The 23714-nt window shown below is 68.1% G+C and carries 23 protein-coding genes; 13 read left to right on the top strand and 10 right to left on the bottom strand.

Annotated features, from left to right (window positions below; translation table 11 throughout):
* Positions 1-322: 322 nt before the first annotated feature.
* From OOZ19_RS00895 to OOZ19_RS00885, 3 genes are all read left to right on the top strand, one after another.
* Positions 323-1543, top strand: a complete 1221-nt coding sequence (locus tag OOZ19_RS00895; protein WP_266087116.1) for an MFS transporter — start codon at positions 323-325, stop codon at positions 1541-1543.
* Positions 1544-1800: 257 nt separating this feature from the next.
* Complete coding sequence (locus OOZ19_RS00890) at positions 1801-2631, top strand: aldo/keto reductase (protein WP_266087113.1); 831 nt, start codon at positions 1801-1803, stop codon at positions 2629-2631.
* A gap of 346 nt (positions 2632-2977) precedes the next feature.
* Complete coding sequence (locus OOZ19_RS00885; RefSeq protein ID WP_266087111.1) at positions 2978-3136, top strand: hypothetical protein; 159 nt, start codon at positions 2978-2980, stop codon at positions 3134-3136.
* 2 nt (positions 3137-3138) lie between these two features.
* Here the strand turns inward: OOZ19_RS00885 and OOZ19_RS00880 are convergent, their stop codons facing one another.
* Positions 3139-4269 carry an FAD-dependent monooxygenase gene (locus OOZ19_RS00880; protein ID WP_266087109.1) on the bottom strand — a complete coding sequence of 377 codons (1131 nt, stop codon included), beginning with the start codon at positions 4267-4269 and terminating at the stop codon, positions 3139-3141.
* A gap of 184 nt (positions 4270-4453) precedes the next feature.
* On the opposite strand from OOZ19_RS00880, the gene OOZ19_RS00875 reads away from it, so the two are divergent.
* Positions 4454-5575 (top strand): 5-methyltetrahydropteroyltriglutamate--homocysteine S-methyltransferase, encoded by a 1122-nt coding sequence (locus OOZ19_RS00875; RefSeq protein ID WP_266087107.1) that lies wholly within the window; start codon positions 4454-4456, stop codon positions 5573-5575.
* Positions 5576-5668: 93 nt separating this feature from the next.
* Here OOZ19_RS00875 and OOZ19_RS00870 read toward each other — a convergent pair whose 3' ends face one another.
* Positions 5669-5872, bottom strand: a complete 204-nt coding sequence (locus tag OOZ19_RS00870; protein WP_184484485.1) for a hypothetical protein — start codon at positions 5870-5872, stop codon at positions 5669-5671.
* Between the two features lie 184 nt (positions 5873-6056).
* Between OOZ19_RS00870 and OOZ19_RS00865 the strand changes: the two genes are divergently transcribed.
* Positions 6057-6677 (top strand): YigZ family protein, encoded by a 621-nt coding sequence (locus OOZ19_RS00865; RefSeq protein WP_266087103.1) that lies wholly within the window; start codon positions 6057-6059, stop codon positions 6675-6677.
* A gap of 13 nt (positions 6678-6690) precedes the next feature.
* On the opposite strand, the gene OOZ19_RS00860 is transcribed toward OOZ19_RS00865, so the two are convergent.
* Both OOZ19_RS00860 and OOZ19_RS00855 read right to left on the bottom strand, forming a co-directional pair.
* On the bottom strand, positions 6691-7329 hold the full coding sequence (locus OOZ19_RS00860; RefSeq protein WP_266087101.1) for a hypothetical protein: 639 nt from the start codon (positions 7327-7329) through the stop codon (positions 6691-6693).
* Between the two features lie 80 nt (positions 7330-7409).
* Positions 7410-8237 carry a helix-turn-helix transcriptional regulator gene (locus tag OOZ19_RS00855; RefSeq protein ID WP_266087099.1) on the bottom strand — a complete coding sequence of 276 codons (828 nt, stop codon included), beginning with the start codon at positions 8235-8237 and terminating at the stop codon, positions 7410-7412.
* Between the two features lie 125 nt (positions 8238-8362).
* Between OOZ19_RS00855 and OOZ19_RS00850 the strand changes: the two genes are divergently transcribed.
* The 5 genes from OOZ19_RS00850 to OOZ19_RS00830 all read left to right on the top strand — a co-directional run bounded on the left by OOZ19_RS00850 (position 8363) and on the right by OOZ19_RS00830 (position 12167).
* Positions 8363-8803, top strand: coding sequence for a nuclear transport factor 2 family protein (locus OOZ19_RS00850; protein ID WP_266087097.1), 441 nt, complete (start codon positions 8363-8365; stop codon positions 8801-8803).
* On the top strand, positions 8800-9609 hold the full coding sequence (locus OOZ19_RS00845; RefSeq protein ID WP_266087095.1) for a Rossmann-fold NAD(P)-binding domain-containing protein: 810 nt from the start codon (positions 8800-8802) through the stop codon (positions 9607-9609). The genes OOZ19_RS00850 and OOZ19_RS00845 overlap by 4 nt, the downstream gene beginning before the upstream one ends.
* A gap of 409 nt (positions 9610-10018) precedes the next feature.
* A complete protein-coding gene (locus OOZ19_RS00840; protein ID WP_266087094.1) occupies positions 10019-10678 on the top strand; it encodes a Crp/Fnr family transcriptional regulator in 660 nt (219 codons plus the stop codon).
* An 88-nt stretch (positions 10679-10766) separates the two neighbouring features.
* The gene (locus OOZ19_RS00835; protein ID WP_266087092.1) at positions 10767-10991 is read left to right on the top strand and encodes a hypothetical protein; all 225 of its coding nucleotides are present in this window, start codon (positions 10767-10769) and stop codon (positions 10989-10991) included.
* A 201-nt stretch (positions 10992-11192) separates the two neighbouring features.
* Positions 11193-12167 (top strand): esterase/lipase family protein, encoded by a 975-nt coding sequence (locus tag OOZ19_RS00830; RefSeq protein WP_266087090.1) that lies wholly within the window; start codon positions 11193-11195, stop codon positions 12165-12167.
* Positions 12168-12253: 86 nt separating this feature from the next.
* On the opposite strand, the gene OOZ19_RS00825 is transcribed toward OOZ19_RS00830, so the two are convergent.
* The 4 genes from OOZ19_RS00825 to OOZ19_RS00810 all read right to left on the bottom strand — a co-directional run bounded on the left by OOZ19_RS00825 (position 12254) and on the right by OOZ19_RS00810 (position 18568).
* Positions 12254-12892, bottom strand: coding sequence for a GAP family protein (locus OOZ19_RS00825; RefSeq protein ID WP_266087088.1), 639 nt, complete (start codon positions 12890-12892; stop codon positions 12254-12256).
* An 87-nt stretch (positions 12893-12979) separates the two neighbouring features.
* Positions 12980-16138 carry a bifunctional cytochrome P450/NADPH--P450 reductase gene (locus OOZ19_RS00820; RefSeq protein ID WP_266087086.1) on the bottom strand — a complete coding sequence of 1053 codons (3159 nt, stop codon included), beginning with the start codon at positions 16136-16138 and terminating at the stop codon, positions 12980-12982.
* A gap of 73 nt (positions 16139-16211) precedes the next feature.
* The gene (locus tag OOZ19_RS00815; RefSeq protein ID WP_266087084.1) at positions 16212-16814 is read right to left on the bottom strand and encodes a TetR/AcrR family transcriptional regulator; all 603 of its coding nucleotides are present in this window, start codon (positions 16812-16814) and stop codon (positions 16212-16214) included.
* 1331 nt (positions 16815-18145) lie between these two features.
* Entirely contained in the window at positions 18146-18568 is a 423-nt protein-coding gene (locus OOZ19_RS00810; protein WP_266087082.1) for a YndA family protein, read from the bottom strand.
* Positions 18569-19274: 706 nt separating this feature from the next.
* Between OOZ19_RS00810 and OOZ19_RS00805 the strand changes: the two genes are divergently transcribed.
* The 3 genes from OOZ19_RS00805 to OOZ19_RS00795 all read left to right on the top strand — a co-directional run bounded on the left by OOZ19_RS00805 (position 19275) and on the right by OOZ19_RS00795 (position 22166).
* Positions 19275-19799 carry a site-specific integrase gene (locus OOZ19_RS00805; RefSeq protein ID WP_266087080.1) on the top strand — a complete coding sequence of 175 codons (525 nt, stop codon included), beginning with the start codon at positions 19275-19277 and terminating at the stop codon, positions 19797-19799.
* Between the two features lie 607 nt (positions 19800-20406).
* Positions 20407-21048 (top strand): hypothetical protein, encoded by a 642-nt coding sequence (locus OOZ19_RS00800; protein WP_266087078.1) that lies wholly within the window; start codon positions 20407-20409, stop codon positions 21046-21048.
* A gap of 29 nt (positions 21049-21077) precedes the next feature.
* Complete coding sequence (locus OOZ19_RS00795; RefSeq protein WP_266087076.1) at positions 21078-22166, top strand: helix-turn-helix domain-containing protein; 1089 nt, start codon at positions 21078-21080, stop codon at positions 22164-22166.
* A 517-nt stretch (positions 22167-22683) separates the two neighbouring features.
* On the opposite strand, the gene OOZ19_RS00790 is transcribed toward OOZ19_RS00795, so the two are convergent.
* Positions 22684-23172 (bottom strand): hypothetical protein, encoded by a 489-nt coding sequence (locus tag OOZ19_RS00790; protein ID WP_266087074.1) that lies wholly within the window; start codon positions 23170-23172, stop codon positions 22684-22686.
* 26 nt (positions 23173-23198) lie between these two features.
* Positions 23199-23606, bottom strand: a complete 408-nt coding sequence (locus OOZ19_RS00785; protein ID WP_266087072.1) for a hypothetical protein — start codon at positions 23604-23606, stop codon at positions 23199-23201.
* Positions 23607-23714 lie beyond the last annotated feature (108 nt).

Raw genomic sequence — 23714 nt, 5'->3', positions numbered from 1 at the left:
TCGCACAAATCGTTTCAAGTAAGGGTCGGAACCGTAACGCCCGCTCCACTGTGGCCGATGCCTCCCATGGCGCGTTCGCACTGAACCGAACGAGTGGAAACCGGCCCGCGCGGCAGTGGTCCGCTTCATAGTCCCGCCGGGAACACCATCGGCGGGCACTAGTGTTGAACGTGCCCGGGGAGCCGCCAGCGACAGCCGGTCTTCCTGAGAGAGCTCCGAGCACCGACGACCGCCACAGCAGCGGGGATCACGCGCGCCCTCAGCCGGAAGGCGGGTTCGGGGCACTGACCCGGTCCGGCACTTTCGCATTCAGGAGACCTCCTTGCCCATTGCCCTGTTGGCACTGGCCATCGCAGCTTTCGGCATTGGAACCACCGAGTTCGTCATGATGGGGCTGCTGCCCGAAGTGGCCTCGAACCTGCACGTGTCCCTGTCCGACGCCAGCGGCTACATCTCGCTGTACGCGCTGGGCGTCGTCGTCGGTGCGCCGCTGCTCACCGCGGGCGGCATGCGCGTCCGGCGCAAGACCATGCTGATCAGCATGATGGCCCTGTTCGTCGTCGGGAACCTGGCCTCCGCGTTCGCCCCCACTCACGAGACGCTGCTGGCCTCCCGGTTCATCGCCGGGCTGCCGCACGGCACCTTCTTCGGCGTCGGCGCGGTCGTCGCCGCCGGGCTGGTCGCGCGGGACAAGCGCGCCCAGGCCATCTCGATGATGTTCATCGGCCTCACCGTCGCCAACATCGTCGGCGTCCCGCTCGGCACCCTGCTCGGCCAGTCCTTCGGATGGCGCTTCACCTTCGGCGTGGTCGCGGTCATCGGCGTGATCGCCCTGATCGCCGTCGCCGCCCTGGTGCCGCAGCAGCCCAAGCCGACCGACGTGAGCCTGCGCGGCGAGCTCGTCGCCTTCAAGCGCCCGCAGGTGTGGCTGGCGTTCGCCGTCGTCGTGTTCGGCTTCGCCGCCACGTTCTCCTTCTACAGCTACATCAAGCCGCTGCTCACCGACGTCACCGGCTTCACGCCCACGATGGCCACGGCACTGCTGGCGCTGTTCGGCGTGGGCATGACCGCGGGCACCATCATCGGCGGGCGGCTCGCCGACCGGGCTCCGATGCGGACGCTGTACGTCTTCCTCTCGCTGCTCGCGGTGTCGCTGCTGACCTTCCTGGTCACCGCGCAGAGCATGGCGCTGACCTCGATCAACGTGTTCGTGGTCGGGCTGGCCGGTTTCGCCGCGATCCCCAGCATCCAGGCGCGCATCCTGGACAAGGCCAAGGAGGCCCCCGCGCTGGGCTCGGCGAGCATCCAGTCCACGTTCAACATCGCCAACTCGCTCGGCGCCTACCTCGGCGGCCTGGTCATCGCGGGCGGGTTCGGCTTGACGGCGCCCAGCTGGGTCGGTGCGATCCTGGCCGTGATCGGGCTCGGCTTCGCGCTGCTGTCCGGTTGGCTGGACCGGACGCCGCGCTCCGGCGACGTCGTCGCCTCGCACCGCTGCGAGACCGAGCGGGCGGAGGCCCCGGCGGCCACCCCCGCGCACTGAGCACCCTCGAACGAAACGGGGCCGGTCACCCACGCGGTGGCCGGCCCCGTTCGCGTCCGGGACGAAGGTCCTGAAACCGCTCGGAGGCAGGGGCGCCGCTGGTTCGCCGGATAGCTTCCGGTCGGGGTGCGTGCTGTGATGGAGGGCGCCTCGAACCGGGAATCCGCGGCCCGGCGGGCGGGTTGCACCGAGTGGTGATCCGCGGGCGAGGTCGCGGATGCCCCGGCAACGTTCGACCCCTTGGGAGGAACGAGTAGATGACCCAGGTTCCGAACCTCACCCTCAACACCGGCGCGGCGATCCCGCAACTCGGCTTCGGCGTCTTCCAGGTGCCGCCGGACGAAGTGATCGAGCCGGTGGCCACGGCTATCGAGGCCGGGTACCGCAGCATCGACACCGCTGCTGTTTACGGCAACGAGGAAGGCGTCGGCAAGGCGATCGCCGAATCAGGTGTGCGGCGTGAGGACCTGTTCGTCACCACCAAGCTGTGGAACGACCAGCAGGGCTACGACAGCACCCTGAAGGCGTTCGACGACAGCATCGGCAAGCTCGGCTTGGACTACGTCGACCTGTACTTGATCCACTGGCCCGCCGCCGGCCAGGACAAGTACGTCGACACGTGGAAGGCGTTCGAGAAGCTGCGCGCCGACGGCCGCGCGAAGTCCATCGGCGTCTCGAACTTCCAGATCCCGCACCTGCGCCGGTTGTTCGAGGAGACCGACGTGGTGCCCGCCCTGAACCAGATCGAGCTGCACCCGAACCTCCAGCAGGGCGACCTGCGCGCGTTCCACCGCGAGCACGGCATCCTCACCGAGGCGTGGAGCCCGATCGGCCAGGGCAAGGGACTGCTGGAGGACCCGACGCTGGGTTCGCTGGCGGAGAAGTACGGCAAGAGCCCCGCGCAGATCGTGCTGCGCTGGCACATCCAGCTCGGCAACGTGGTCATCCCGAAGTCGGCGACACCGTCGCGCATCCGGGAGAACATCCAGGTGTTCGACTTCGAGCTCGCCGACGACGACCTCGCGGTCATCGCGGGCCTGGACACCGGGACCCGCGTCGGCCCGGACCCGGACGTCCTCGGCGCCTGATCCCGCAGCGGCCGGAAAGCCCGCTCGACCTCGCGTCGAGCGGGCTTTCGCACGTCCGGAGCGGGTTGACTCGCAGCGGACTCGAAAGTTCAGCATCGATGCCGTGAACACGACAGCACCGACGACCCGTGGTCCACCGGCTCCCTCGACGTCGAGGCCTACCTGCGCCGGATCGACCAGCCGCGACTGCCTCCGTCGGCGGAAGCGCTGCGGGGCCTGCACGAAGCGCACGTGCGCACGATCCCGTTCGAGAACATCGACGCGATCCTCGGACCGCACCCCGGCCACGGACTCGACGTGATCGCCGACGAGCCGGTGAAACCGCCTGGGGGGCCGGACGTCCACGGTGGAGCGCCCGACCGCCCCCCGGGAGAGCACCACCATCGCCCCCGAGTCCCTGGGCAGGCTCCTCCCCGGCTTGGGGGTCGAACTACCCGCCGCCCGGCTCGACGCGTTGATCGACTTCCAGCGCCACCACGAGGGAACTCACAGCACGAACGCGTGAGCTCAGGCAGGAACGGGGCGGAGGACGGTGCTGCCCGAGCGCAGCGAGGCGACCTGGCTGCGGGTGGCGATCCACTTCGGGAGCCTGCCGACGCGCTGCAGCGGGGTGCTGCGCTGCGCGGAGGTGAACGCGGCGGTGCGCGAGACCTTGAGCACGCGGGAACGCCGCTCCTGCTCGTAGGCCCGCAGGGCCTCCTCCGGCGCGCCCTCCACCTCGGCGAGCCGGTGCGAGAGCAGCCAGGCGTCCTCCAGCGTCTGGTTCGCGGCCTGCGCCACCGCGGGCGGCATCGCGTGCACCGCGTCGCCGAGCAGCGTGCTGCGCGCTCCGCCCCAGACGCGGGGCACGACGTGGCGGATGTGCGGGAAGAAACCGAGGTCGTCCGGCCCAACCTCGGCCAGCAGCGGGCGCACGGGGTCCGCCCAGCCGGCGAACATGCGGCGCAGGTCCCGCAACGACAGCGGGGTGTCGCCTTCCCGCCACGGCAGGTCGAACCACCAGTGCAGCAGCCCGTCACCGGCGGGGATGAAACCGCAGTGCGCCACGCGGCCAGCGATGTTCACGGTCTGGTGCCCGTGCGCCACCGGCAGCTCGCTGCGGGTGAGGCCTTGCCAGCTGGCCCAGCCGGTCAGACGCGCGGGACTGCCGCCGAGCACTTCGCGGCGCACCACGGACCGCTGCCCGTCGGCGCCGATCAGCACGTCGCCTTCGGCGCTGGTGCCGTCGGCGAAGTCCACGATGACCCGCTCGGGGGTCTCGGTGACGGCGATGCAGCGGCGGCCGAAGTGCAGCGCGTGCGCGGGCAGCGCCGCGGCGATCTTGCCGGTGAGCAGGCGGCGCGGGGTTTCGATGGTGGGCGAGCCGAGGCGTTCGGTGACATCGGCCAGGTCGGCTTCCCACAGCAGCCGCCCGGTGTCGGTGATGGACTTCAAGGAGTGCAGCGGGCGCCCGACATCCTCCAGAGTGACGCCGAGCTGGCCGAGCGCGGCGGTTCCGTTGCTCCACACGGTCACCGCGGCGCCACCGTCGCGTAGCGCGTCCGCGTGCTCGAAGACCGCAACGTCGTGACCGGCGTCGATGAGACCTTTGGCCACCGCGAGACCACCGATCCCGGCTCCGATGACGAGAACGCGCATCGTATCCATCCGTCCTGCGAAGCTGGCTGGCTCGCCGATTTTACCCAAGCGTCCGGCGGATCCGAGTTGTCGCTCCTCACATACAGTGATGAACATCTCTCGAATGGAGTAATGCGCGAGGGTAATCCACTGGGCGACAGCGGGGTGCGGTCACCCGCTCCGCGGGGAAGTAGGTTGCCGGGGCATGAGTCCTCGCGTAGCCCCACCGTTCCGCGCCGACCACGTCGGCAGCCTCCTCCGCCCACCCCACCTGCTGGCGGCCCGCGACGAGTTCACCGCCGGGCGCATCGACGCCGCCGAGCTGGAGCGGATCGAGGACGAGGCCATCACCGACGTCGTGGCCATGCAGGAGGAGATCGGCCTCTCCAGCGCCACCGACGGCGAATTCCGCCGCGCGTCCTGGCACATGGACTTCCTGTACCAGCTGCGCGGCATCAACCGGGTCGAGGACTCCTCGCTGACCGTGCGGTTCCACAACGCCGACGGGGACGTCGAGTTCGCCACCCCCGACATGCGGATCGATGAGAAGATCGGCCTCGACCACACGATCTTCGAGGGCGCGTTCAAGGCGCTCGCCGACCGCGCCCGGACCGCCACGCCGAAGCTGACCATCCCGTCGCCGGGCATGGTGCTCTACCGAGGGGGTCGCGCCTCGATCGACCCGGAGGTGTACCCGGACCTCGCCGAGTTCCGCGCCGACCTCGCCGCCGCCTACCGCGCCGAGGTGCACGCGCTGGCCGGGCTGGGCTGCCACTACCTGCAGCTCGACGACACCAGCCTCGCCTACTTGAACGACCCGAAGCAGCGCGAGCAGCTCGCCGCCCGCGGCGACGACGCCGAGCACGAGCACCTGCGCACCATCGAGCTGATCAACGCCTCGATCCGGGACCGGCCCGCGTCGATGGCCGTGACCACGCACCTGTGCCGCGGGAACTACCGCTCGTCGTGGGTGGCCGAGGGCGGCTACGACTTCGTCGCCGAAGCCCTGTTCAACCAGCTCGACGTGGACGGGTTCTTCCTGGAGTTCGACGACGCCCGCTCCGGCGGGTTCGCGCCGCTGCGCTTCGTGCCGAAGGGCAAGCACGTCGTGCTCGGGCTGGTCACCACCAAGAGCGCCGAGCTGGAGTCCGTCGACGACCTCAAGCGGCGCGTCGACGAGGCGTCCCGCTACGTCGACCTGGACCAGCTGTGCCTGTCGCCGCAGTGCGGCTTCGCCTCCACCCAGGAGGGCAACGCCCTGAGCTACGAACAGGAAGTGGCGAAGCTGAGCCTGGTCGTGCGCGCGGCCGAGCAGATCTGGGGGTGACTCCGGGGCGCCCGGCTCGTGGCTCGCCGGATTCGGCGTGCGCGGGCCGGGAGGTTCCGCCGCCGACCGTTGCGGGAGGCCGGCGTTCGGAGGTCAGGCGGCTGCTTCCTCCAGGAAGCGGCCCGCTACCAGGCCCGGCTCCTCGCTGCCGTCGAACCGGACCCACAGCACTGGGCCGTCGAAGACCTCGGGAAGTCCCGATGCCGTCTCAACCACCGTGCCGACCTGATCGCGGAACCGGCCGAACGAGGCACGCACCCGCGTGCCAGGCTCCAGCGGACTCGATGACTGCTCCATGAGGGAGGACGTTACGTGTCGTGGCGGCGGAACGGAAAACCGCGTCCGAGTGACGTCCACATGAATACCGTGACCTGCGGTATCGACCTCGCGCACCGGCCCGGATCACGGGAATCGAGCGTGTTCAGGTGATCGAGGTCACCATAACTGCAGGTAGAAGCGTTGCGAATGGGAAGGGGTGCGGGTGCGCGCAATCCGGCGATCAGGCGAATTCGAGCTGGAGATCAAGCGGTCCCGGTTCCTCTGCGCGCTGTCCCGAGCCGAGTCGGAGGAGCAGGCGCGGGAGTTCATCGCGCAGCGGCGCAGGCTGCACCACGACGCGCGGCACCACTGCTCGGCCTACGTGCTGGGCGCGGACGGCCGGACCCAGCGCTCCAGCGACGACGGCGAGCCGGGCGGCACGGCCGGGGTGCCGATGCTGGAAGTGCTGCGGCACAACGAGATCACGCACGTGGTCGCGGTGGTGTCGCGGTACTTCGGCGGCACGCTGCTCGGCGCGGGCGGCCTGGTGCGCGCCTACGGCGGGGCCGTCTCGGCGGCGTTGGATCACGTGGCGCTCGCCGAACTGCGCCCGATGCGGCTGATGTCGACCGCCGTGGACTACCTGGTGGCGGGGAAGCTGGAGAACGACCTGCGATCGCAGGGATTCCTGGTGTCCGATGTGGACTACTCGGAGCACGTCAGGTTCGTGGTCCAGGTCCCGGAGCAGGAGCTCGACGCCTTCGACGTGTGGCTCGCCGAGGCCACCGGCGGGGCGGCCGAGGCCGTGCGCGGTGAGCTCGTCCACGCGGAGGTCCCGCTCTGACGCGCGGGCGGCCTCACATGACCAGGAGATAACCGGCCGCGCCCGCCGCGACGCCGATGACGGCGCCGACGGCCACCTGCGCGGGGGTGTGGTCGCCGAGCCTGACCCGCGACCACCCCACCGCCGCCGTCAGCAGCCACAGCAGCAGCAGCCACACCGAGAACACCACGGCCAGGATCGCCGTCGCTCCCGCCGCCACGGCGGCGTGCACCGAGACCTTCCACCACACCGTGATCAGGCCGACGACCAGCAGCGCCGACAGCATCGCCACGTCCAGCGCCACCATCAGCCGCGGCGCGCCCGCGAGCACCAGCACGACCAGGCCGAGCGAGCTGAGCACGATCAGCAGCCCGAACGGCACCAGCCTGCCCTCCCGATCGCGCACGTGGTGGCCGTCCCACCAGCCCAGCCGGGAGCCCGCGACGATCCCCGCCATCGGCAGCACGCTGCTGGTGAGCGCGACGAACACGCCCCAGCCCAGCGCGGGTCCCGGCGAGTGCGTCGCGCGCCAGGCCACGGCGATCGGCAGCAGCAGGACGATCACCGCCGGGGAGAACACCTCGGTGAGCACCCGCGCGACCAGGTCACCGGGCCGCCGCGCTGCGCCTTCGAGACCGGCGCTCTCGCCCGGTCCCGCATCGATGTCGGCCATCCGCCCTCCCCGTTCCCGCCCGAACCCCCATGATCACCCAAGAACCGGCTCGGCGAGGGGACGCGCGCGGGAACGATCGATCACGGCACGGCGCGCAGCCGCGGCCCGGCCTGGAGGGCGTCGAGCTTCGCGGCCGACGCGGACCCCGGTTCGGCGGTCAGCAGCACCACCCGGTGGTCGTGGCCGGGCACGCGCAGTTCCAGGATCTCCAGCTCGACCAGGCCGAGCCGGGGATGCCGGATGCGCTTGGGCACGGCCTCGCCGACGCCCAGCTCCTGGTCCCGCCAGTGCGCGGCGAATTCCGGGCTGTGCGCGGCGAAATCCCGCACCAGCTCGCCGAGCCGCCGGTCCGCGGGGTAGCGCGCGGACGCCTGCCGCAGCTCGGAGGCCGCCTGCCTGGTGAAGCCGTCCCCGGACGGTTCGCAGCGCAGCGGGCCCCCGCTCATCGCCAGCCGGAGGATGTTGCGCTCCGGCGCGGGCAGCGCGGCGAAGTCCACCAGCAGCGCCGCGGCGGCCGGGTTCCACGCGAGCACGTCGTGGCGGGCGTTGAGCACGTAGGCGGGCACCGTCCCGAGCCGATCCAGCAGCCGCCGCACGGCCGACGGCAGCTCCTCCGGCGGATCGGAGCGCGCCGGGGCGTGCTCGGCGAGCCTGGCCAGGTGCTCCCGCTCGGTCGCGGACATGCCCAGCGCGGCGGCCAGCGCGTCCAGCACCTGCGGCGAAGGATGCGGACCGCGGGCCTGCTCCAGCCGCTCGTAGTAGTTCGCCGACACCCCGGCCAGCACCGCGACCTCCTCGCGCCGCAGACCGGGGGTGCGCCTGCGCTGCCCCGGGGGCAGGCCGGCCGCCGCGGGCGTGCGCGCTTCGCGCCTGGTGCGCAGGAAATCGCCGAGGTCCCGTTTGCTCACCGAGCCAGCCTGGCACGGACTCCGGCCGCCATCCACGGACCGCCGGTCCGGGGCTGAACCGGACGTTCCCGCGCCACGCCGCCGCGCCGAACGTGGACGGCGACACCGACGCGGAGGAGCGACCCGTGACCACCCCGACCACACCGGCCGACGTGATCGACCGGTTCACCACACTGCTGCTGGCCAAGGACATGGCCGGCGCGATCGACCTGTTCGCGCCGGACATCGTCTTCGAAGCCCCGTTCGCCGCGGGCACGCCCGCCCGCGTCGACGGGCGCGACGGGATGCGCGAGTACCTCGACGGCTACCCGGACCGCGTGGACATCACCGGTTTCCCCGCCTACGAGCTGCACGAGACGACCGACCCGGAGAAGGTGATCGCCGAGTTCACCGCGCACGGCCGCACCGTGCGCACCGGCGAGCCGTACGTCATGCACTACATCGCGGTGCTGACCGTGCGGGACGGGCTGATCACCCACTACCGGGACTACTGGAGCCCGGTGCTGGCGGCGCAGGCAGCCGGGGAGCTGCCCGCGCTGGTCGAATCGCTGGAGGCGCGGGCATGACGGTGCTGCTGACCGGCGGAACCGGCAAGACCGGCCGCCCGCTGTCCCGGCTGCTGCCGGAGGCCAGGGTCGCCTCCCGCAACCCCGGCCCCGGCCAGGTCCGGTTCGACTGGAACGACCCCGCGACCTTCCGGCCCGCGCTCGCGGGCGTCCGGGCCGCGTACCTGGTGCCGCCGCTGGCCGAGCTCGAACCGATGCGGCTCGTCGCGCCGTTCCTGGCGGAGGCGACCGCCGCCGGGGTGCGCCGGGTGGTGCTGCTGGGTTCGCTCATCGTGCTGCCCGGAGCGCCGGGGGTGGACGAGCTGGTGCGGGCGGTGCGGCGGATGCCGGAGTCCGCGGTGCTGCGGCCATCGGGCTTCATGCAGAACGTGCTCGGGGACCACCCGCTGGCCGTCGGCCTGCGCGAGCACGACGAGCTCGTCAGCGCGGCAGGCGACGGCAGGCTCGGCTGGATCGACGCCGAGGACATCGCCGCGGTCGCCGCCCGGTTGCTCACCGGCCCCGCCCCGGAAGGCGAGCACCTGCTCACCGGGCCGGAGGCGCTGTCGTACCCGGAGGTCGCCGAGGTGCTCAGCGAGGTCACCGGTCGCCGGATCCGGCATCGTGCGGTGAGCGTCGCCGAGCGCGCCGAAATGTTCCGCGCCACGGGGATGCCGGAATCGTTCGCGGCGGCCTTGGGGGCGGTCGACGCCGGTATTCGCGACGGCGCGGAGGACTGTTCGACCGCGACCGCCGCGGAGATCCTGGGACGGCCGCCGCGGTCCTTCCGCGAATTCGCCCGCGCCCATCTGGCGGAGTTGTCGTAACCCGATCAACCGGCGGCGGTCACGGGTGGTGGCCGCCGCTTTGGGTTCCTTTCTAGGGAGTTTCAGGCGGGCGGATCTGCCTCGAATGCTTCACCAGCCACACAATCGTTAGCCCGAACGAGTGAGTTGGTGCCGGAATGGCCCGATCCGGCGGTGGGATTCGTGAAGATCTCCGCTGAATCGAACGCCCCGCGAGGGGGACCGATGTTTCCACCGCCGCTCGCCGAGCGCGACCACCCGGTCAGCGGTGACTGGTTTAGCCCGGCCGGGTCGAGAATGAACGGCGACCGGCGACCGCGGACGCACCGCATTCGGCTGAATTCGCGTTCGGCCGAACGCCACCTCGCGCTTCGGGAGGAGAGGAGCGGTCATCACTGATCCACCTCAGGCGCAGTGGCCGGAGTTCAGCTTGCTCGCCCGGCTGCGCCGCGAAACCCAGCGGACGTTGCTCGACCTCGGCCCCGAAGTCATCTTCGAAGCGGGGCACACGATTCTTCGCCAAGGCGACGACAGTTCGCACGTGGTGCTGCTGCTGAGCGGCTCGGCGAAGGTGCAGGCGCTGTCGGAGTCGGGCGGCCCGACGCTGCTCGGCATCCGCTTCGGCGGTGACCTGGTGGGCGAGATGGCCGCACTGGAACGCCGCGCCCGGTCGGCCACGGTCATCGCGGGGGCGCACACCAGGGCCCGGCTGATCAAGTCGACCGATTTCCGCCGCTTCCTGAGCGAGCACGCGGATGCGGCGGTCGCGATGATCCTCATGGTCAACGCCCGGTTGCGCTGGGCGAACCGCCGCCGGATCGACAACGCGAACCTCTCGGCGACCAAGCGGGTGCCGCGCGTGCTGCTGGAGGTCGTGGACACCTACGGCGAGCAGGACTCCGACGGCAACTGGCGGATCGGCCCGCCGCTCAACCACGAGGAGCTGGCGACGCTGGCCGGGGTCCGGCTGCGCACGGTGGAGAAGGCGCTGCGCGACCTGCACGAACAAGACGTGCTGCAGCGCGGCTACCGCAGCATCGTCGTGACGGATCTACCGCGGCTAAGAGAAATCTCAGATTATTCCGGCTAAACCCGCATCCGTGCGTTTTCCTCTCGCCGATACCGCGGCATTATTCTCCCCAGCGAGCACTCGCATCCAGAGCCGGAGGGACCGGGCAATGCCTTCCGGCTATCGCGCACCGACGACTGCGCGACGCGACGAGGTGGCCGACGCGGTGGATGCCCCAGGACTGCGCACCGCGCCGATTCCGCGGCAGCGAACTCGGCGCCGCGGACGCATCCGGATGTTCGACGAGTTCCACGGATATCCGGCGATATCGCCCACCGCGGAAACGGCGGAGAATTCCGGCACCGGCCACCCGGCGGCCCACCACCACACCTGACGGGATCCGGCCGAAGACGTCACCGCGCGACGGGGCCGCGGTGACCCGCGCGTTGCCCGAGTCGCATCGGGGTCGACTCGGGCAACGCGCCCTCCCGGATACGAACATGTGAATAGGGTCACACGAACGCTCCTTTGTTGAGCGCGCAAAAGTTGAACCCCCTGATCTGTGCGACGACGCTCAGAAGAGGTGGTGGGTTCAATGGCGAACCGGACTCGTGACGGCTCCGCGCGAACCGCTCGGAGAAGACGACGGCTCGGTGTCGTGCTGGCCGCCGTGGCGGCGAGCGCGACCTTCCCGGCGAACGCGGCGGCCGACGACGAACTCCCGGTGATCAACTCGGGGGCGGCGGCCTTCGCCCACGCCGCGGCCCACCCCGAAACGTCCCCCGCGGGCTCCAACGACGACTCCTGCACGCCCTCACCGGAACACCCGCGACCGGTGGTCCTGGTGCACGGGACCGTCGAGAACATGACCTTCAACTGGTATTCGCTGTCGCCGCGCCTGGCCAACGAGGGCTATTGCGTGTTCGCGTTCAACTACGGCCAGGACAGCGGGCTCGGCGTCGGTGCTCCCGGCGCCTTCCCCACCGGCGGCACCGCCGCGATACCCGACTCCGCCGTCGAGCTCGCCGAGTTCGTCGACGAGGTCCGCGACACCACCGGCAGCGAGAAGGTCGACATCGTGGGGCACTCGCAGGGCGGCATGCTGCCCCGCTACTACCTCGGCGAACTCGGCGGCGCGGACGAGGTCGAGCACCTGGTGGGCCTGTCCCCGTCCAACCACGGCACCGACGTGCTCGGGCTCTCGAAGCTGCCCGGCGTCCCCGAACTGCTGCAGGCCGGCCTGGGCGACTCGGTGCGCGACCAGCTGGCGGACTCCGAGTTCATGGCCGAGCTCAACGCCGGCGACGACGCGGTGCCCGGCGTCGACTACACCGTCATCCAGACCAAGTACGACGAGGTCGTCACCCCGCACACCTCGGCCTTCATGGAAGGCCCGCAGGTGACCAACGTCCTGCTGCAGGACGGCTGCGAGATCAACCTCACCGACCACATCGGCATCGCGTTCGACCGCCGCGCCGAGCAGTACGTGGTCAACGCCCTGGACCCGGACAACGCCGTCGAACCCCCGTGCGTCCCCAGCCCGCCCTTCAACGGAGCCGAACACTCCTGACCGCCCCAGTCCTTGAACTCGGTCCGCGCAGCAGGTCGGGTAGCGGAACCTCAGCGGTTTCCTCGCCGGGGGGGAGGTCGTCCGGATCAGCCGCCGGTGGCGATCAGGACGATGAAGAACAGGCACACGATGATGTTGACCAGCCAGCTGCGGGTGTTCATCCAGTCCCGCAGCTTCGGCATCGCCGTCACCGCACGCCGGTGGAACAGCAGGTACAGCAGCAGCGGCAGAGCCGCGATCAACGTGGTGGCCGCGATGAACGGGACCGCGGCGACCGGCCCGGCGTCGTGGTGCTGGAGGTTCACCCCGACCGTCAGCATGATCACGATGTCGGACGGCATCGCGAGCACCACCAGCAGCCCCGTCTTGAGCGCGGTGCCCGGACCGGCCGCGAGCAGGGCGCCCAGCCACTTCGGCGGCTCGGCCGTCTTGCGCCGGAGCCAGTTGCGCAGCGCCAGCAGGGCCAGCAGGGCCATCAACGCGATCTGGACGACCTTGCCCAGCGTTCCCGCCGCGTGCGATTCGCCGTCGACCGGGAAAGCGCCGCCCAGCAGCGCGGCCAGCCCGCTGGCCACGAGCACGCCGAACGTCGTCGCCACGAGCACGCCGAGCACGAACGCCACCGAGACCCGCACCGGTCGCGCGGTCGTCACGAACACGATCGCCGACATGATCTGCGGCCCGGCCAGCATGGTGATGGCCAACGGCAGGATCTGCAGGCCCACGACTCACCTCCCGCACGGACACGCCCGGCAACCACGGTGCGCCCATCGGGAAGCGCCGTCCCAGGGGCCAAAGGCCCCGGCACCGGCTCAGGCGAAGACGTCGGCGACGTAGCGGGCGTGGTCGCGCTCCATCGCGACCATCCACTGCTCCGCCTGCTCCGCGGTGGCGCCGGTGGCTTCCTCGTAGATGCGGGCGCAGGTCCGGTGCACGGCCGGAGCCATCCGCTGCCCGTCGCCACACACGAACACCGTCGCCCCCCGCTCCACCAGGTCGATCACGTCGGCGCGGTCCGCCCAGAGCCGGTCCTGCACGTAGCGGACGCCGTCGACCGGTTCCGCGGAGTACGCGGGCCGCACGTCGACCACGCCGTCCGCCACCCACGCCGCGAGCTCCTCGCGGTACAGGTGGTCGGATTCCGGGCCGTGGCAACCGAAGAACAGCAGCGCGGGCGCCGGAGTCACGCCCTGCTCCCGCGCGGCGAGCGCGCGGTCCTGCAGGAAGCCGCGGAACGGCGCGATTCCGCTGCCCGCGCAGGCCAGCACCAGCGGCGCCTCCAACGACTCCGGCGGGTGGAACGCCACGTTCGACGGCCGCACCGTCACCGCGACCTTCGTGCCCGGCCGGGCCTGCGCGAGGTGGTTCGACGCGGCGCCCTCGTAGATCCCGCTGCCGGAGCGCGCGGGCTCGTTGAGCACGGCCACGGTCAGCGTGGCGTGCGCCGGATCCCACCGGGGTGAGCTGGAGATGGAGTACTGCCGCGGCGTCAGCGGGCTCAGCAACCGCAGGAACCCGCCGAAGGTGAGCCCGCAGGACGGGAAGCGCTCCAACAGGTCGAGCAGGGTCACCCGCGGCTGCAGGACCTGCTCGGCGTGCGCGTCGGCGTCCCGGCTCAGCGCGTGCAGCGCGCGCACGTCGGGCGGGCATGCGGCGGCGTCGGCGAGCAGCTCGATCTGCCTGCGCGTCGCGGGCTGGGCGAGTTCGACGTAGCTGCTCAGCAGTTCACCGGCGGCGACGTGGGCGCCGGTCGGCAGGAAGGTCCGCTCGCCGCGCAGCACCACCTGGTCGTCGTGGGCGAGTTCGAACCGGCTCAGCGCCCGCGCCACCACGGCGGGCGGGTTGACCGGCAGCACCGCGAGGTAGTCCCCGGCGCGGTAGCGCACGCCTTCCGGCAGCGCGATCTCCAAGTGCCGCTTGGACCCGGCGGAGAGGTCGGTGAGCTCGCGGTTCTCGACGACGGTGCCCCACTGCAGGTCGTTGGCCCGCACGATCGGGTCGCGGGTGGTCCCGGCGAACTCCACCGACAGCTGCCCGGCGGTCTCCGGAGCGGTGTCCGCCAACCCGAACTCGGCCGCGACCGGCCCCCAGAACCCGGAGTACCAGTCGTCGAACTGCCCGAAGAAGTCGTCGCGCGCGTCGGCCCGGCCGCGTTCGACGAGCCGGGTCGCCCCGGCCCGCGCGAGCTGTTCGTCCACTTCGGACGGAACGGCCTGGTAGGTGCGCGCCCAATCGGTGTTGCCGCAGCCGAACACCACGTACCGCAGCCCGGCCAGCGCCCCGTCCGGCTGCTCCCGCAGCCAGCGCACGAACTCCCGCGCGTTGTCCGGCGGCTGCCCCTCGTAGGACGCGGTGACGATGACGACCACGCCGTCGCCCGCGAGGTCGTCGACGGCGCTGTCGAGCGGATCGAGGCTTCCGGTGTAGCCGCGAGAGGCGGCGTCGTTGGCGATGCGCTGCGCGAACGCCTGCGCGGTGCCCGCGTTCGAGCCGTAGAGCACCCGCACCGGCACGCCGTTCGGCTCGGCCCGCACGGTGGCGGGAGCGGTCCGCTCGGCGGGTTCCGCGGAGCTGATCCGCCGGTCGCGCCTGCGGGCGTGCAGGTGCAGGCCCTCCGGTTTGATCGTCAACGTCTGCTTGATCTTGAGCCGGTAGTCCGGGTCGGCCGCGGAGATGTCGAAGCGCTGCAACAGCATCGCGAGGAACAACGTGGCTTCCTGCAACGCGAATCCGCGTCCGATGCAGGAGCGCTGCCCGTTGCCGAACGGCTTCCACGCGTTCGGCGGCAGCACTTCCGCGCGCTCGAAGGAGAACCGGTCCGGGTCGAAGGTGTCCGCGTCCGCTCCCCACACCGCCGGATCCCGGTGCAGGCCGGGTGCCACGACCAGCAGCGTGTCGTCCCGGTCCAGCTCGTAGCGCCCGCCGAGCACGGTGCCGTCCGCGCGCGGGGTGACGGCGAACGCGGGCGCCGTCGGCCACAGCCGCAGCGACTCCTTGAAGATCTGGTCGAGGTAGCCGAGCCCGCTCAGGTGCTCGAACCGCGGCGCCTCGGTGCCCAGCACCCGGTCCACTTCGGCCTGCGCCTTCGCCAGCACGTCCGGGTTCCGCAGCAGTTCATGCAAGGTGAACGTGAGCAGCCCGCTGGTGGTTTCGTGCCCGGCGATGAGGAAGGTGACCAGCTGGTAGCGCACGTTCTCGTCGGGCAGCCGCGCCCCTGTCTTCGGGTCGGTGGCGGTGAGCATCGTGTCCAGGATGTCGTGCTGTCCTTCGGGAAGCGGGTGCTCCCGGCGGTCGGCGATGAGCTGGTCGGCGACCCGGTGCATCAGCTCCTTGTCCGCCGCGTACTGCTTGCGGGTGCCGCGCATCAGGAGTTCCTGCCCCGGCAGCCGCCTGCCGCGCGCACCGGATTCGACCAGCGCCCGCACCATCGACTCGACGAACGGGTTCATCCGCTCCGTGTAGAAGCTGTTGAAGCGGTGGCTGAACGAGCACAGCGCGATCGTGTCCAGCGTGAGCCGCGTGGTGTCGTCGGCGACGTCGATGCGGTGCTCCGGCCCGCGCCGCTCCCACATCAGCAGCAGCTGCTCGGCGATGTCGGCCATGCCGTCGAACATGTCGCGCAACGACGCCGGGCCGAACGCGGGCATCAGGATCCGGTGCGCCGCCTGCCAGTTCGGCTCGTCGGTCCACGAGGTGAACAGCCCGTCGCCCGCGAAGTCCCGGACGTTGAGCAGCGGCGTGTTGAGCGCCTTGTCGAACCGGTCCTCATCGCAGAGCTCGTCGACCAGTTCCTGCGACTGCACGACGACCAGCTTCCGGTTCAGCAGCTGCAACCGGAAGATCGGACCGTACTGCTCGGCCAGCTCCACGAAGCGGAAGACGCCCTTGTCCGCGTCGAGCTCCGGGAGGTTGCCGACGATCGGTTTCGGCTTCGGGCGCGGGATCGCCACAAGTTCCTGGGGCGTGGTCATCTCAACCCTCCAGTGGGGATCGGGTTCGCCGGAACCCGCTGCTTCGACTCCGTCTCGCTCTCGCGGCGACGGTTCAGCCGCCCGCGCGGGCGCGAACTCCGGCCAACGCCGTGTCCACCATCGTTTCCGCATAGGTTTCCCAGGACCCGAATGGACAATGCTCGAAGGTGACGACCACGGTGGCGACACCGTGCACCGCCGTCCACAGCACCGTGCTCGTCGCGAGCACGTCGCCGCTGAGAGCTCCGCGCGCGACGCATTCCGCCACGTGCTCGGACAGCAGCGCGAACGCCGGGTTCACCGCGTCCGGGCACTCCGGCCGATCGGTGATGGGCTTCTCGCCCAGGAACAGCGACCGGTAGTGCACCGGGTCCTCGTGCGCGTAGCGCACGAACTCCACCAGCAGCTCGCGAACGCCGTCGACGCCGCCCCGCTCGACCGCCCCCGCGAGGCGGCGCGCGATCACCTCGAACCCCTGCCGCCCGAGTTCGTGCAGCAGCGCCTGCTTGTCGGCGAAGTACGAGTACAGCGACATCGGCGCGTACCCGAGCCGGGAGGCGAGCTTGCGCATCGTCAGGCCCGCAAGACCTTCCTCCCGGATGAGCCGCTCGGCCTCGTCGAGGATCTCCTGACGGACCTCGCCGCGAACCCGTTCCCTCGCCGTCCTCGGTGGCACACCGCACCCCTTCCCAGCTGGGCTCCGTACATGTACGAACTAATGTACATGTACGGAGCAGGGCGCGGGGATCTCCTCACACCACCCACCCGCCCGCGCTTTCGCGCAGCCGCGCCGCCTTCGCGCGACCGGCGGGCAATGGTGCGACCGCGGCGGCCGATCAGGCGAAATCGCCGGATACGACCACGTCAGCGCCTCCGCTACGTACGGCCGCCCCCTGGGGAACGACCGCTGCACTCGGGCGACTGTCCGCCGTCGACCAGGTCGCGCACGCAATGGCAGGCCGCCGGCTGTTCCGGCCATCGCCTTCCTTGCTGCGGAAGCACTCGCCATGAGGCGGTAGGAGCCGGTCAGCCTTCGGGACGACCGCTGCCGTCCGGCACGGTCCTGACGGATCGGCTGTCGTGTGGACCCGCGCCCCTCAGCCCGGACGACGGCCGGTGACGGCCACGATCCGATCGATCAGCGGAGCCCCGGCGGGGACGGTGACGGCGGCACCCCACAGGTCCGGCAGCGGGGCGTTCGGCACGAAGTAGGCGACCGTGCTCCAGGCAGGTGCGCAACGTCCGCTCCGGCAGGTCGAAGAGCTGCCCGGTGGCCTGGGCGAGGTCCCAGCCGTGCACCACCACTTCGGTGCACGCGATCTTTCCCCACAGCTCGTTCGAGCCTCGGAGTCGTCAGCCGCGACCCGAGCAACGGGAAGTGGTCAACCAACATGACCTCATCCTGCCCAGTGGTCGCCAGCGGATCAGCCGCTTTCCCGTTGCTGCGGGCCCTGCACCGGCCGCATCCGCGAGCGGCGACGACGCCGCGCACCGGTGCTCTCAGTTCGGGCCGAGCGGACCGAGGAGGTCCCACCGGTTCCCGGCGACGTCCAGGAAGACCGCGACGCGACCATGGGTGCGGGACTCAAGATCACCTAGCGAACCAGGACCTTGTCCCTCACGGCTGAACCCTGCCTCCGGAGGGCGTTCCAGCCGCGTCGTCTACCTGCGGCGCGGCAGGCCACCACCGCGATGGCCTGCCGTGCCGCATTGGTTAGTTGCCGTCGCTCTCGGTCGTCTGTGCTCCGCACGTACCCCACGAGTGGCCCCCGCTGCGTCGTCGACGAACCTAGACCGACGGATTCTGAGGCCACGCCCTCGATTGTCACCGGCCACTTCTCATTACTGCGCATGACCTGTAAGAATTGCAATCACAAATGACGTGGCCTGTGGTTGTTTCCGGTCACTCGAGGTTGTTTTGTGGAGGTAAAGCGTGGGCGCAGCCGACGATGACCCGCCACCGGGCGCCCGCCAGGTAGTGACCGCTCCACAGCACATCACAGCGCGTCAGTCCCAATACTGGGCATGGATGGCGGCTGGGTCTTGCGTGCCGACATAGAATTCCGCTCGTCCGTTACTTCCGTCAACATACTTGTTGAGATTGCTAATGACCTTACATCCGCTACTGTCGCCGCTTCCGCTCCACCACGAGACAACTTCCTCGTCGGCGTTCGCCCCAGGGTCCCACTCCTTAAGCACGTACCAATTATCCTCGGTGTTAGAGGTACCGATGCAGACCTTAAAGCTGCCACCTCCGGAATTGACGGCGTTAGTCTCATAGGGATAGTACTCGTTTCCCTTATTTATAAAGTCATAGCTTCCTTTGTAATCCCACCCTGCCCCTTTGGCCTGAGTAGCTCCTGCGGGTGCGGCCGACAGTGCGACAGCAGCCGCTACGACAACGGGAAGTGCAAGCAGTCGCCTCAACATAGTTCTACTCCTCGGCAGGTTTTAGCTTGCTTGTTTCTTTGCTCGAAACTTTCGATCTCCCCAATTCAACATGAACTACGGCTGGGGCTGCGACGGCGGAAAGTCGAGGCTCGAAGCTACGAGAGTTGCGAACATCTGCAACTTTCGTAGTGCTCCGATTCCTGACGCCTCCGAAAGTTGGCGGTGGGGAGCAAACGGGTGGACGCGCCGTCTTGGCGGTCTACCCACGGCTCGTGGGCGCTTGGCGCAGGAAACTGGTCACGGGAGCGGGATACGCGGATAAATGAAGGCTCGGGACCACAGCCAGTTAACCACCTGAGCAAACGGGGCGGCGTAAGTAACGGGAGCGGCAAGGTGCCTACCGTCACAGCGTGCCCAGCACTGGTCCGTTGAATCTGCCCGGGAGGGCACTCGACGTGCCGGCGTCTTAGGCACGGATTCCGCGGATCGCCTATTCGCGCCTCGGCGACCTCGCCGTGTTCCTGGTCGTCGTACTGGTGCTCGTTTAGGTTCGGTTCCTAACTGAGGCCCCTTGCGTGGTTCCTGGCCGCCTGCCTTCCGCTCTGCGCCCGGCCGCCGGCCGCTGCGACCGGCGCCAGCCGCACGCCCGGCGGTCGGCGGCCGGGCTCGCATACAGCAGGCAGGCGGCCCCGCAGGGGCCGCCCTTGAAGCCGATGAGGTCGCTTCTCGGAAAGATCTGCCGGACTTGTCCCGCTTCATGCTCGCCACCGGAGTCCGGATCGGTGAGGCGCTGGCCGTGTGCTGGCCCGATCTCGACCTGACGGCCGGAACGATCGCGGTGAACTTCACCGTGGCCCGGCGAAAGAGGAAGGGACTCATCCGCAAGTCCACCAAAACCATCGCGGGCGAACGGACGCTGCCGCTGCCCTCGTGGGCCGTCGACATGCTCCGGCGGCGCTACTACCTGGCAGAGGGCGAAGAGGGGCCGATCTTCCCGGACAGCATCGGCGGACTCCGCGATCCGTCGAACACCCTTCGCGATCTCCGCAACGCTCGCGGAAGCGAGGGATTCGCCTGGGTGACTTCGCACGTGTTCCGGAAGACAGCGGCGACCATCCTGGACGAAGCGAGGTTGACTCCGCGGCTCGTCGCCGACCAGCTCGGCCACTCTCGGCCGTCGCTCACGCAGGATGTCTACATGGCTCGGAAGACGGTCAGCCGGGACGCTGCGACCGCGCTCGAAGCCGCCTTCGCTAAAGAGTCACACTAGTTTCGTGTGGGTTCTGTGTGGACGCGATCTTGATCCGAGAACCGAACAACGCTCTGACCTGCGGTGGTGGTGGGGCGCCTGGGGATCGAACCCAGAACCCACGGTTCTGGCGTCCGTGCTCGTCGACATCTGCCGTCACCTGACAGCATGGGCCTGTCACCTGCGAAGACCTCGCCACCATGAACGCAGTCATCTGCCATCACATGACGCCGTTGCCACCTGATTTTTGGCACTTCATTGGCAACTTCCACGCGTCGGCGAACGTCCGTACCTGCGACCGGCGCCCGCACGCACCACTTCCTCAAGCCAGTCAGGTCGAGCCGTCGGACCAGTGGACCTAAGTCAGTATGCCAAGATGATCATGAAAAGTTGGCTTGCGCCAGGCGCACTCCCAGCGGGAACACCGCTAGCTTCACGTCAGGCTCATCCAGGGCAGCAACGAACGCACGATAGTGTGATACTCCTTACATCGACACAACCCCACTTCTCGGTTGACCTATAGTCAGCCTAGATATTTCGACTTCATCGAAGCGCGCCCTGGGAGGTTTCATAGATCCCACCTCGGATGAGGTAGAGTTCTTGAAACTGACCAACTGGAGGTTTGCTCTTGCAGCGCTTCGACGACGAAGGGCCCTGGGACCGCTTGGAGGAGCTGGGCGTGTCTCACGACCTGTTCCACGAGGTTCTGGACAAGGCAGCGGCTGACGCACGTGCTTGTACCAAGTTCGACGCCCCCAGCATGAAGGGCACCACCTTCTGGAGCCGCGCTAACCGCTACCTGGCCGAGGGACTGCGCCCTCAGCAGTGGCTCCACACACCGAAGGACAGCATCCTTCGCGTGATCCACCCAACGCGAAGCCATGCGATCACCGTCATGAGTGCTGCTGGCGGTGTTGGCGACCTGACGAAGCGCGTGCGCTCCAAAAACCCCAAGGGCTCTGAAGTCAGCAAGCTCGTGGAGAAGACCGGCCAGCTCGTCCTTCTCAGCGAGGACGTTGTTCGCTTCGGCAAGGAGTTGGACGACATCCCGACGTGGATCCTCCTCTACCGTCGAAGCAAGGAAATCAAGGCCGAGCTTTCGCTCCCGAAAAAGATGAACGGGAAGTACATCAACGAGTGGCACGAACGCATTCCGTTGAATCTTCCTGACCTTGGCGAGCCTGGAAATAGGGCGCCGATGGTCGATACCCCATTGGACACTCGCGGCGATGACACCGAGGTGGTGGTGGAGTTCCGCGAGAGCCAATAATGATCACAGGAGAGTAGAGATTGAGGAAGGTGTTTACACCCGAGCGGCTAATCTTGGCCCGAAAGCGTCGGCGACTAACGTTGGCCGCGCTTTCCCGAGCTTCCGATGTTTCGGCTCAGAGCATAACCGCTTTCGAGAATAGCCGAAAAGTTCCTTCGGATGAAACGCTACTTTCTCTCGCTAAGGCTCTCTCGTACCCAGTTGATTTCTTCTACGGTGGCGCCCATGAAGAGATCCAGGCCGACGCGGCAAGCTTCAGGGCGCTATCCAAGATGAGTGCAATTGAGCGCGACAGCACCCTAGCATCGGGTGCTGTCGCGCTCATGCTCAATTCATGGATTGAGGAACGTTTTAGGCTTCCGAAACCAAATGTTCCGACCTACCCTGATTGTTCTCCAGAAGAAGCTGCCGAGAGGGTCCGCGCTTCCTGGGGACTGGGCGAATCCCCAGTCCCCAATATGGTAAGAATTCTAGAATCTAACGGCGTTCGCGTTTTTTCACTTTCGTCCGACTGTGAAGATGCGGATGCATTTTCGGCAATCAGATCCGGTGTTCCTTTCGTCTTTTTGAGCATCAAAAAGACGGGCGAGCGTGGGCGATTCGATGCAGCCCACGAGCTTGGACACTTGGTACTCCACTGCGAATACCGAATTCCACATGGTCCTGCCGCTGAATCCGAAGCGAACAAGTTTGCCTCCGCTTTTCTAATGCCGCGCTCAGCCCTTTTCTCTCAAGGCCTAGAAAATGCTTCCATCGAACGGATCTTGAGCGCAAAGCGCGTATGGGGCGTGTCCGCAATGGCGCTAACCTATCGACTTCGAGATCTAAGTATAATTTCCGAGTGGAAGTACAATCAGATCGTAAAGGAGCTAGCCCGGCGTGGCTATAGAAAATCGGAGCCTGGATCTTCGCTAGGCAGAGAAACAAGTGAGTTGCTGGCCAAGGTATTTAAGGAGCTTCGCCGAAGGGGCGTAAAGCCGGCAGAGGTGGCTCAAGAGCTAAATATTTACTCATCAGAATTGAGCGAGCACGTATTTGGACTAGTTCCTGTTCAAATATCTGGCGGCGGCCAGCGTTCTAATCCGGTCCGTCCCGATTTGCGCGTAATCAATAGTTAGAAATTTTTGAACTACGGCAAAAAACCACAAGCAGTTGACCACGTCGGAACTGGCGATACGTGTAAAAACAGAAGTAGTAGGGCGACCAGCCTGGCAACGTGCCCAGCACTGTCCTGGTGTATCTACAGATGCAGGCATCCGGGGACTGAGGCGTTGTCAGGTCCGTGAGTCCGCGCAATGCATTCCTGTGGCCCTATTCGGGCCCGACATTCATCATGCGGCCCTGCGTGGTTCCTGGCCGCCTGCCTTCCGCTTTGCGCCCGGCCGCCGGCCGCTGGGACCGGCGCCAGCCGCACGCCCCGCGGCCGGCTTGGCCGGGCTCGCATACAGCTGGCAGGCGGCCCCGCAGGGGCCGCCCTTGATGAAGAAAAGAAACTCTGAACACGAGCGCCGTGGCGCAGCCTGGATGAGACGAGTTCCGGCAAGCACTCAGCGCACAGGTGCCGCGATGCTCATAGGCAACGACGCGGGGTCCACACCTGTCGAGATGCGGACCCCGCGTGCTCTGGTTTTCACGTCAGGCGTGCTTGTCCCATGGCTTTGGTGACTTGCCTTGACCGTGGCCTCTGCACATCATCGACAGCCGGAACGCCAGTGGGCGAACCTCTGCGGACCAGGCGTCAAAGGTGCTGATTGCATTGCCACCAGAGGTTTGAATCCATGCATCGAGCAGTGCTTCAGTTCCGATAATTTCGCCAAGGATCCGCCGGGTGACGTCGCCCATCCCTGTAGCAACGTTGAAGGCGACGGCAGGGAGGTCCATGGCGTCCTTCCCCGCTTCTCTGGTCCGGTTGGTGCCCTCAACCCACTCGCCCGCTCCTCGGATGTATTGGGCTAGTTGGAAGACCGAGACCAATTCGCCAGTAGACTCAAGGTCTTGCTTTTGCTTGTCTGATTGGAAACGGATTCCGGCGCCGTTCGCGTCATCGGACCAGACGAGCAGCCCGACCAGGTCGACCAGCCGCCACAAGTCGGCGCGGTCCTCGGGGGTGTCAGGTGCTTGCATGTCGCTGTCCTCTCGTCTCGCGGTTGTCAGGGCCGATCGGCTACGAGATCGATGCGCAACTGCCAAGCGATGGAGCAGAGTTCGTTGACCCACCGTTGGCCGACTGCTGCGGCAAGCCCGTCTACCTGCCTGTCGAGCCCGAGTCCGTCGGCTACGAGCGCCCCCACCGCAGTGATCAGCACCCTTGGTGCGCCCTCAAACACATCGAGCACGTACACACTCAAACGATCGACAGGATCACCGTATTTTTCAGTGTCGCGAGCGGTTCGGTAGTCGATCAGGCCGTTGATGAGCAGTGACCACCGATCGGAATCGACCACCGAAAACAGCTCGTCCGCCGCCTCAGCGTCATCCCACGGGACCAGGCTCATCAGTGTCATGAGCCGGTTTCGATCAGACAAAATCCACCCCTTCATCGGGTTGATGACTGACACGTCCACGTGATCAACGCGCGAGCGGGCTCGTGTGCTCCCGAGTTCGAAACGATTTCTCGGGACCGAGCAAGCAGAACGCCTCGCACCTGATCGGCGCGAGGCGTTCGA

Source organism: Saccharopolyspora sp. NFXS83 (assembly GCF_026241095.1).
Taxonomy (GTDB): Bacteria; Actinomycetota; Actinomycetes; order Mycobacteriales; family Pseudonocardiaceae; genus Saccharopolyspora_C.
The sequence above is the reverse complement of the archived record's forward strand: the minus strand, read 5'-3'. Positions and strand labels throughout refer to the sequence as shown.

Bases quoted from the DNA above. Each gene is read 5' to 3' on its own strand.
- OOZ19_RS00890 (WP_266087113.1), top strand. From the start codon at position 1,801: ATGACCCAGGTTCCGAACCTCACCCTCAACACCGGCGCGGCGATCCCG.
- OOZ19_RS00880 (WP_266087109.1), bottom strand. From the start codon at position 4,269: ATGCGCGTTCTCGTCATCGGAGCCGGGATCGGTGGTCTCGCGGTGGCC.
- OOZ19_RS00875 (WP_266087107.1), top strand. From the start codon at position 4,454: ATGAGTCCTCGCGTAGCCCCACCGTTCCGCGCCGACCACGTCGGCAGC.
- OOZ19_RS00870 (WP_184484485.1), bottom strand. From the start codon at position 5,872: ATGGAGCAGTCATCGAGTCCGCTGGAGCCTGGCACGCGGGTGCGTGCC.
- OOZ19_RS00860 (WP_266087101.1), bottom strand. From the start codon at position 7,329: ATGGCCGACATCGATGCGGGACCGGGCGAGAGCGCCGGTCTCGAAGGC.
- OOZ19_RS00845 (WP_266087095.1), top strand. From the start codon at position 8,800: ATGACGGTGCTGCTGACCGGCGGAACCGGCAAGACCGGCCGCCCGCTG.
- OOZ19_RS00835 (WP_266087092.1), top strand. From the start codon at position 10,767: ATGCCTTCCGGCTATCGCGCACCGACGACTGCGCGACGCGACGAGGTG.
- OOZ19_RS00830 (WP_266087090.1), top strand. From the start codon at position 11,193: ATGGCGAACCGGACTCGTGACGGCTCCGCGCGAACCGCTCGGAGAAGA.
- OOZ19_RS00820 (WP_266087086.1), bottom strand. From the start codon at position 16,138: ATGACCACGCCCCAGGAACTTGTGGCGATCCCGCGCCCGAAGCCGAAA.
- OOZ19_RS00810 (WP_266087082.1), bottom strand. From the start codon at position 18,568: ATGTTGAGGCGACTGCTTGCACTTCCCGTTGTCGTAGCGGCTGCTGTC.
- OOZ19_RS00790 (WP_266087074.1), bottom strand. From the start codon at position 23,172: ATGCAAGCACCTGACACCCCCGAGGACCGCGCCGACTTGTGGCGGCTG.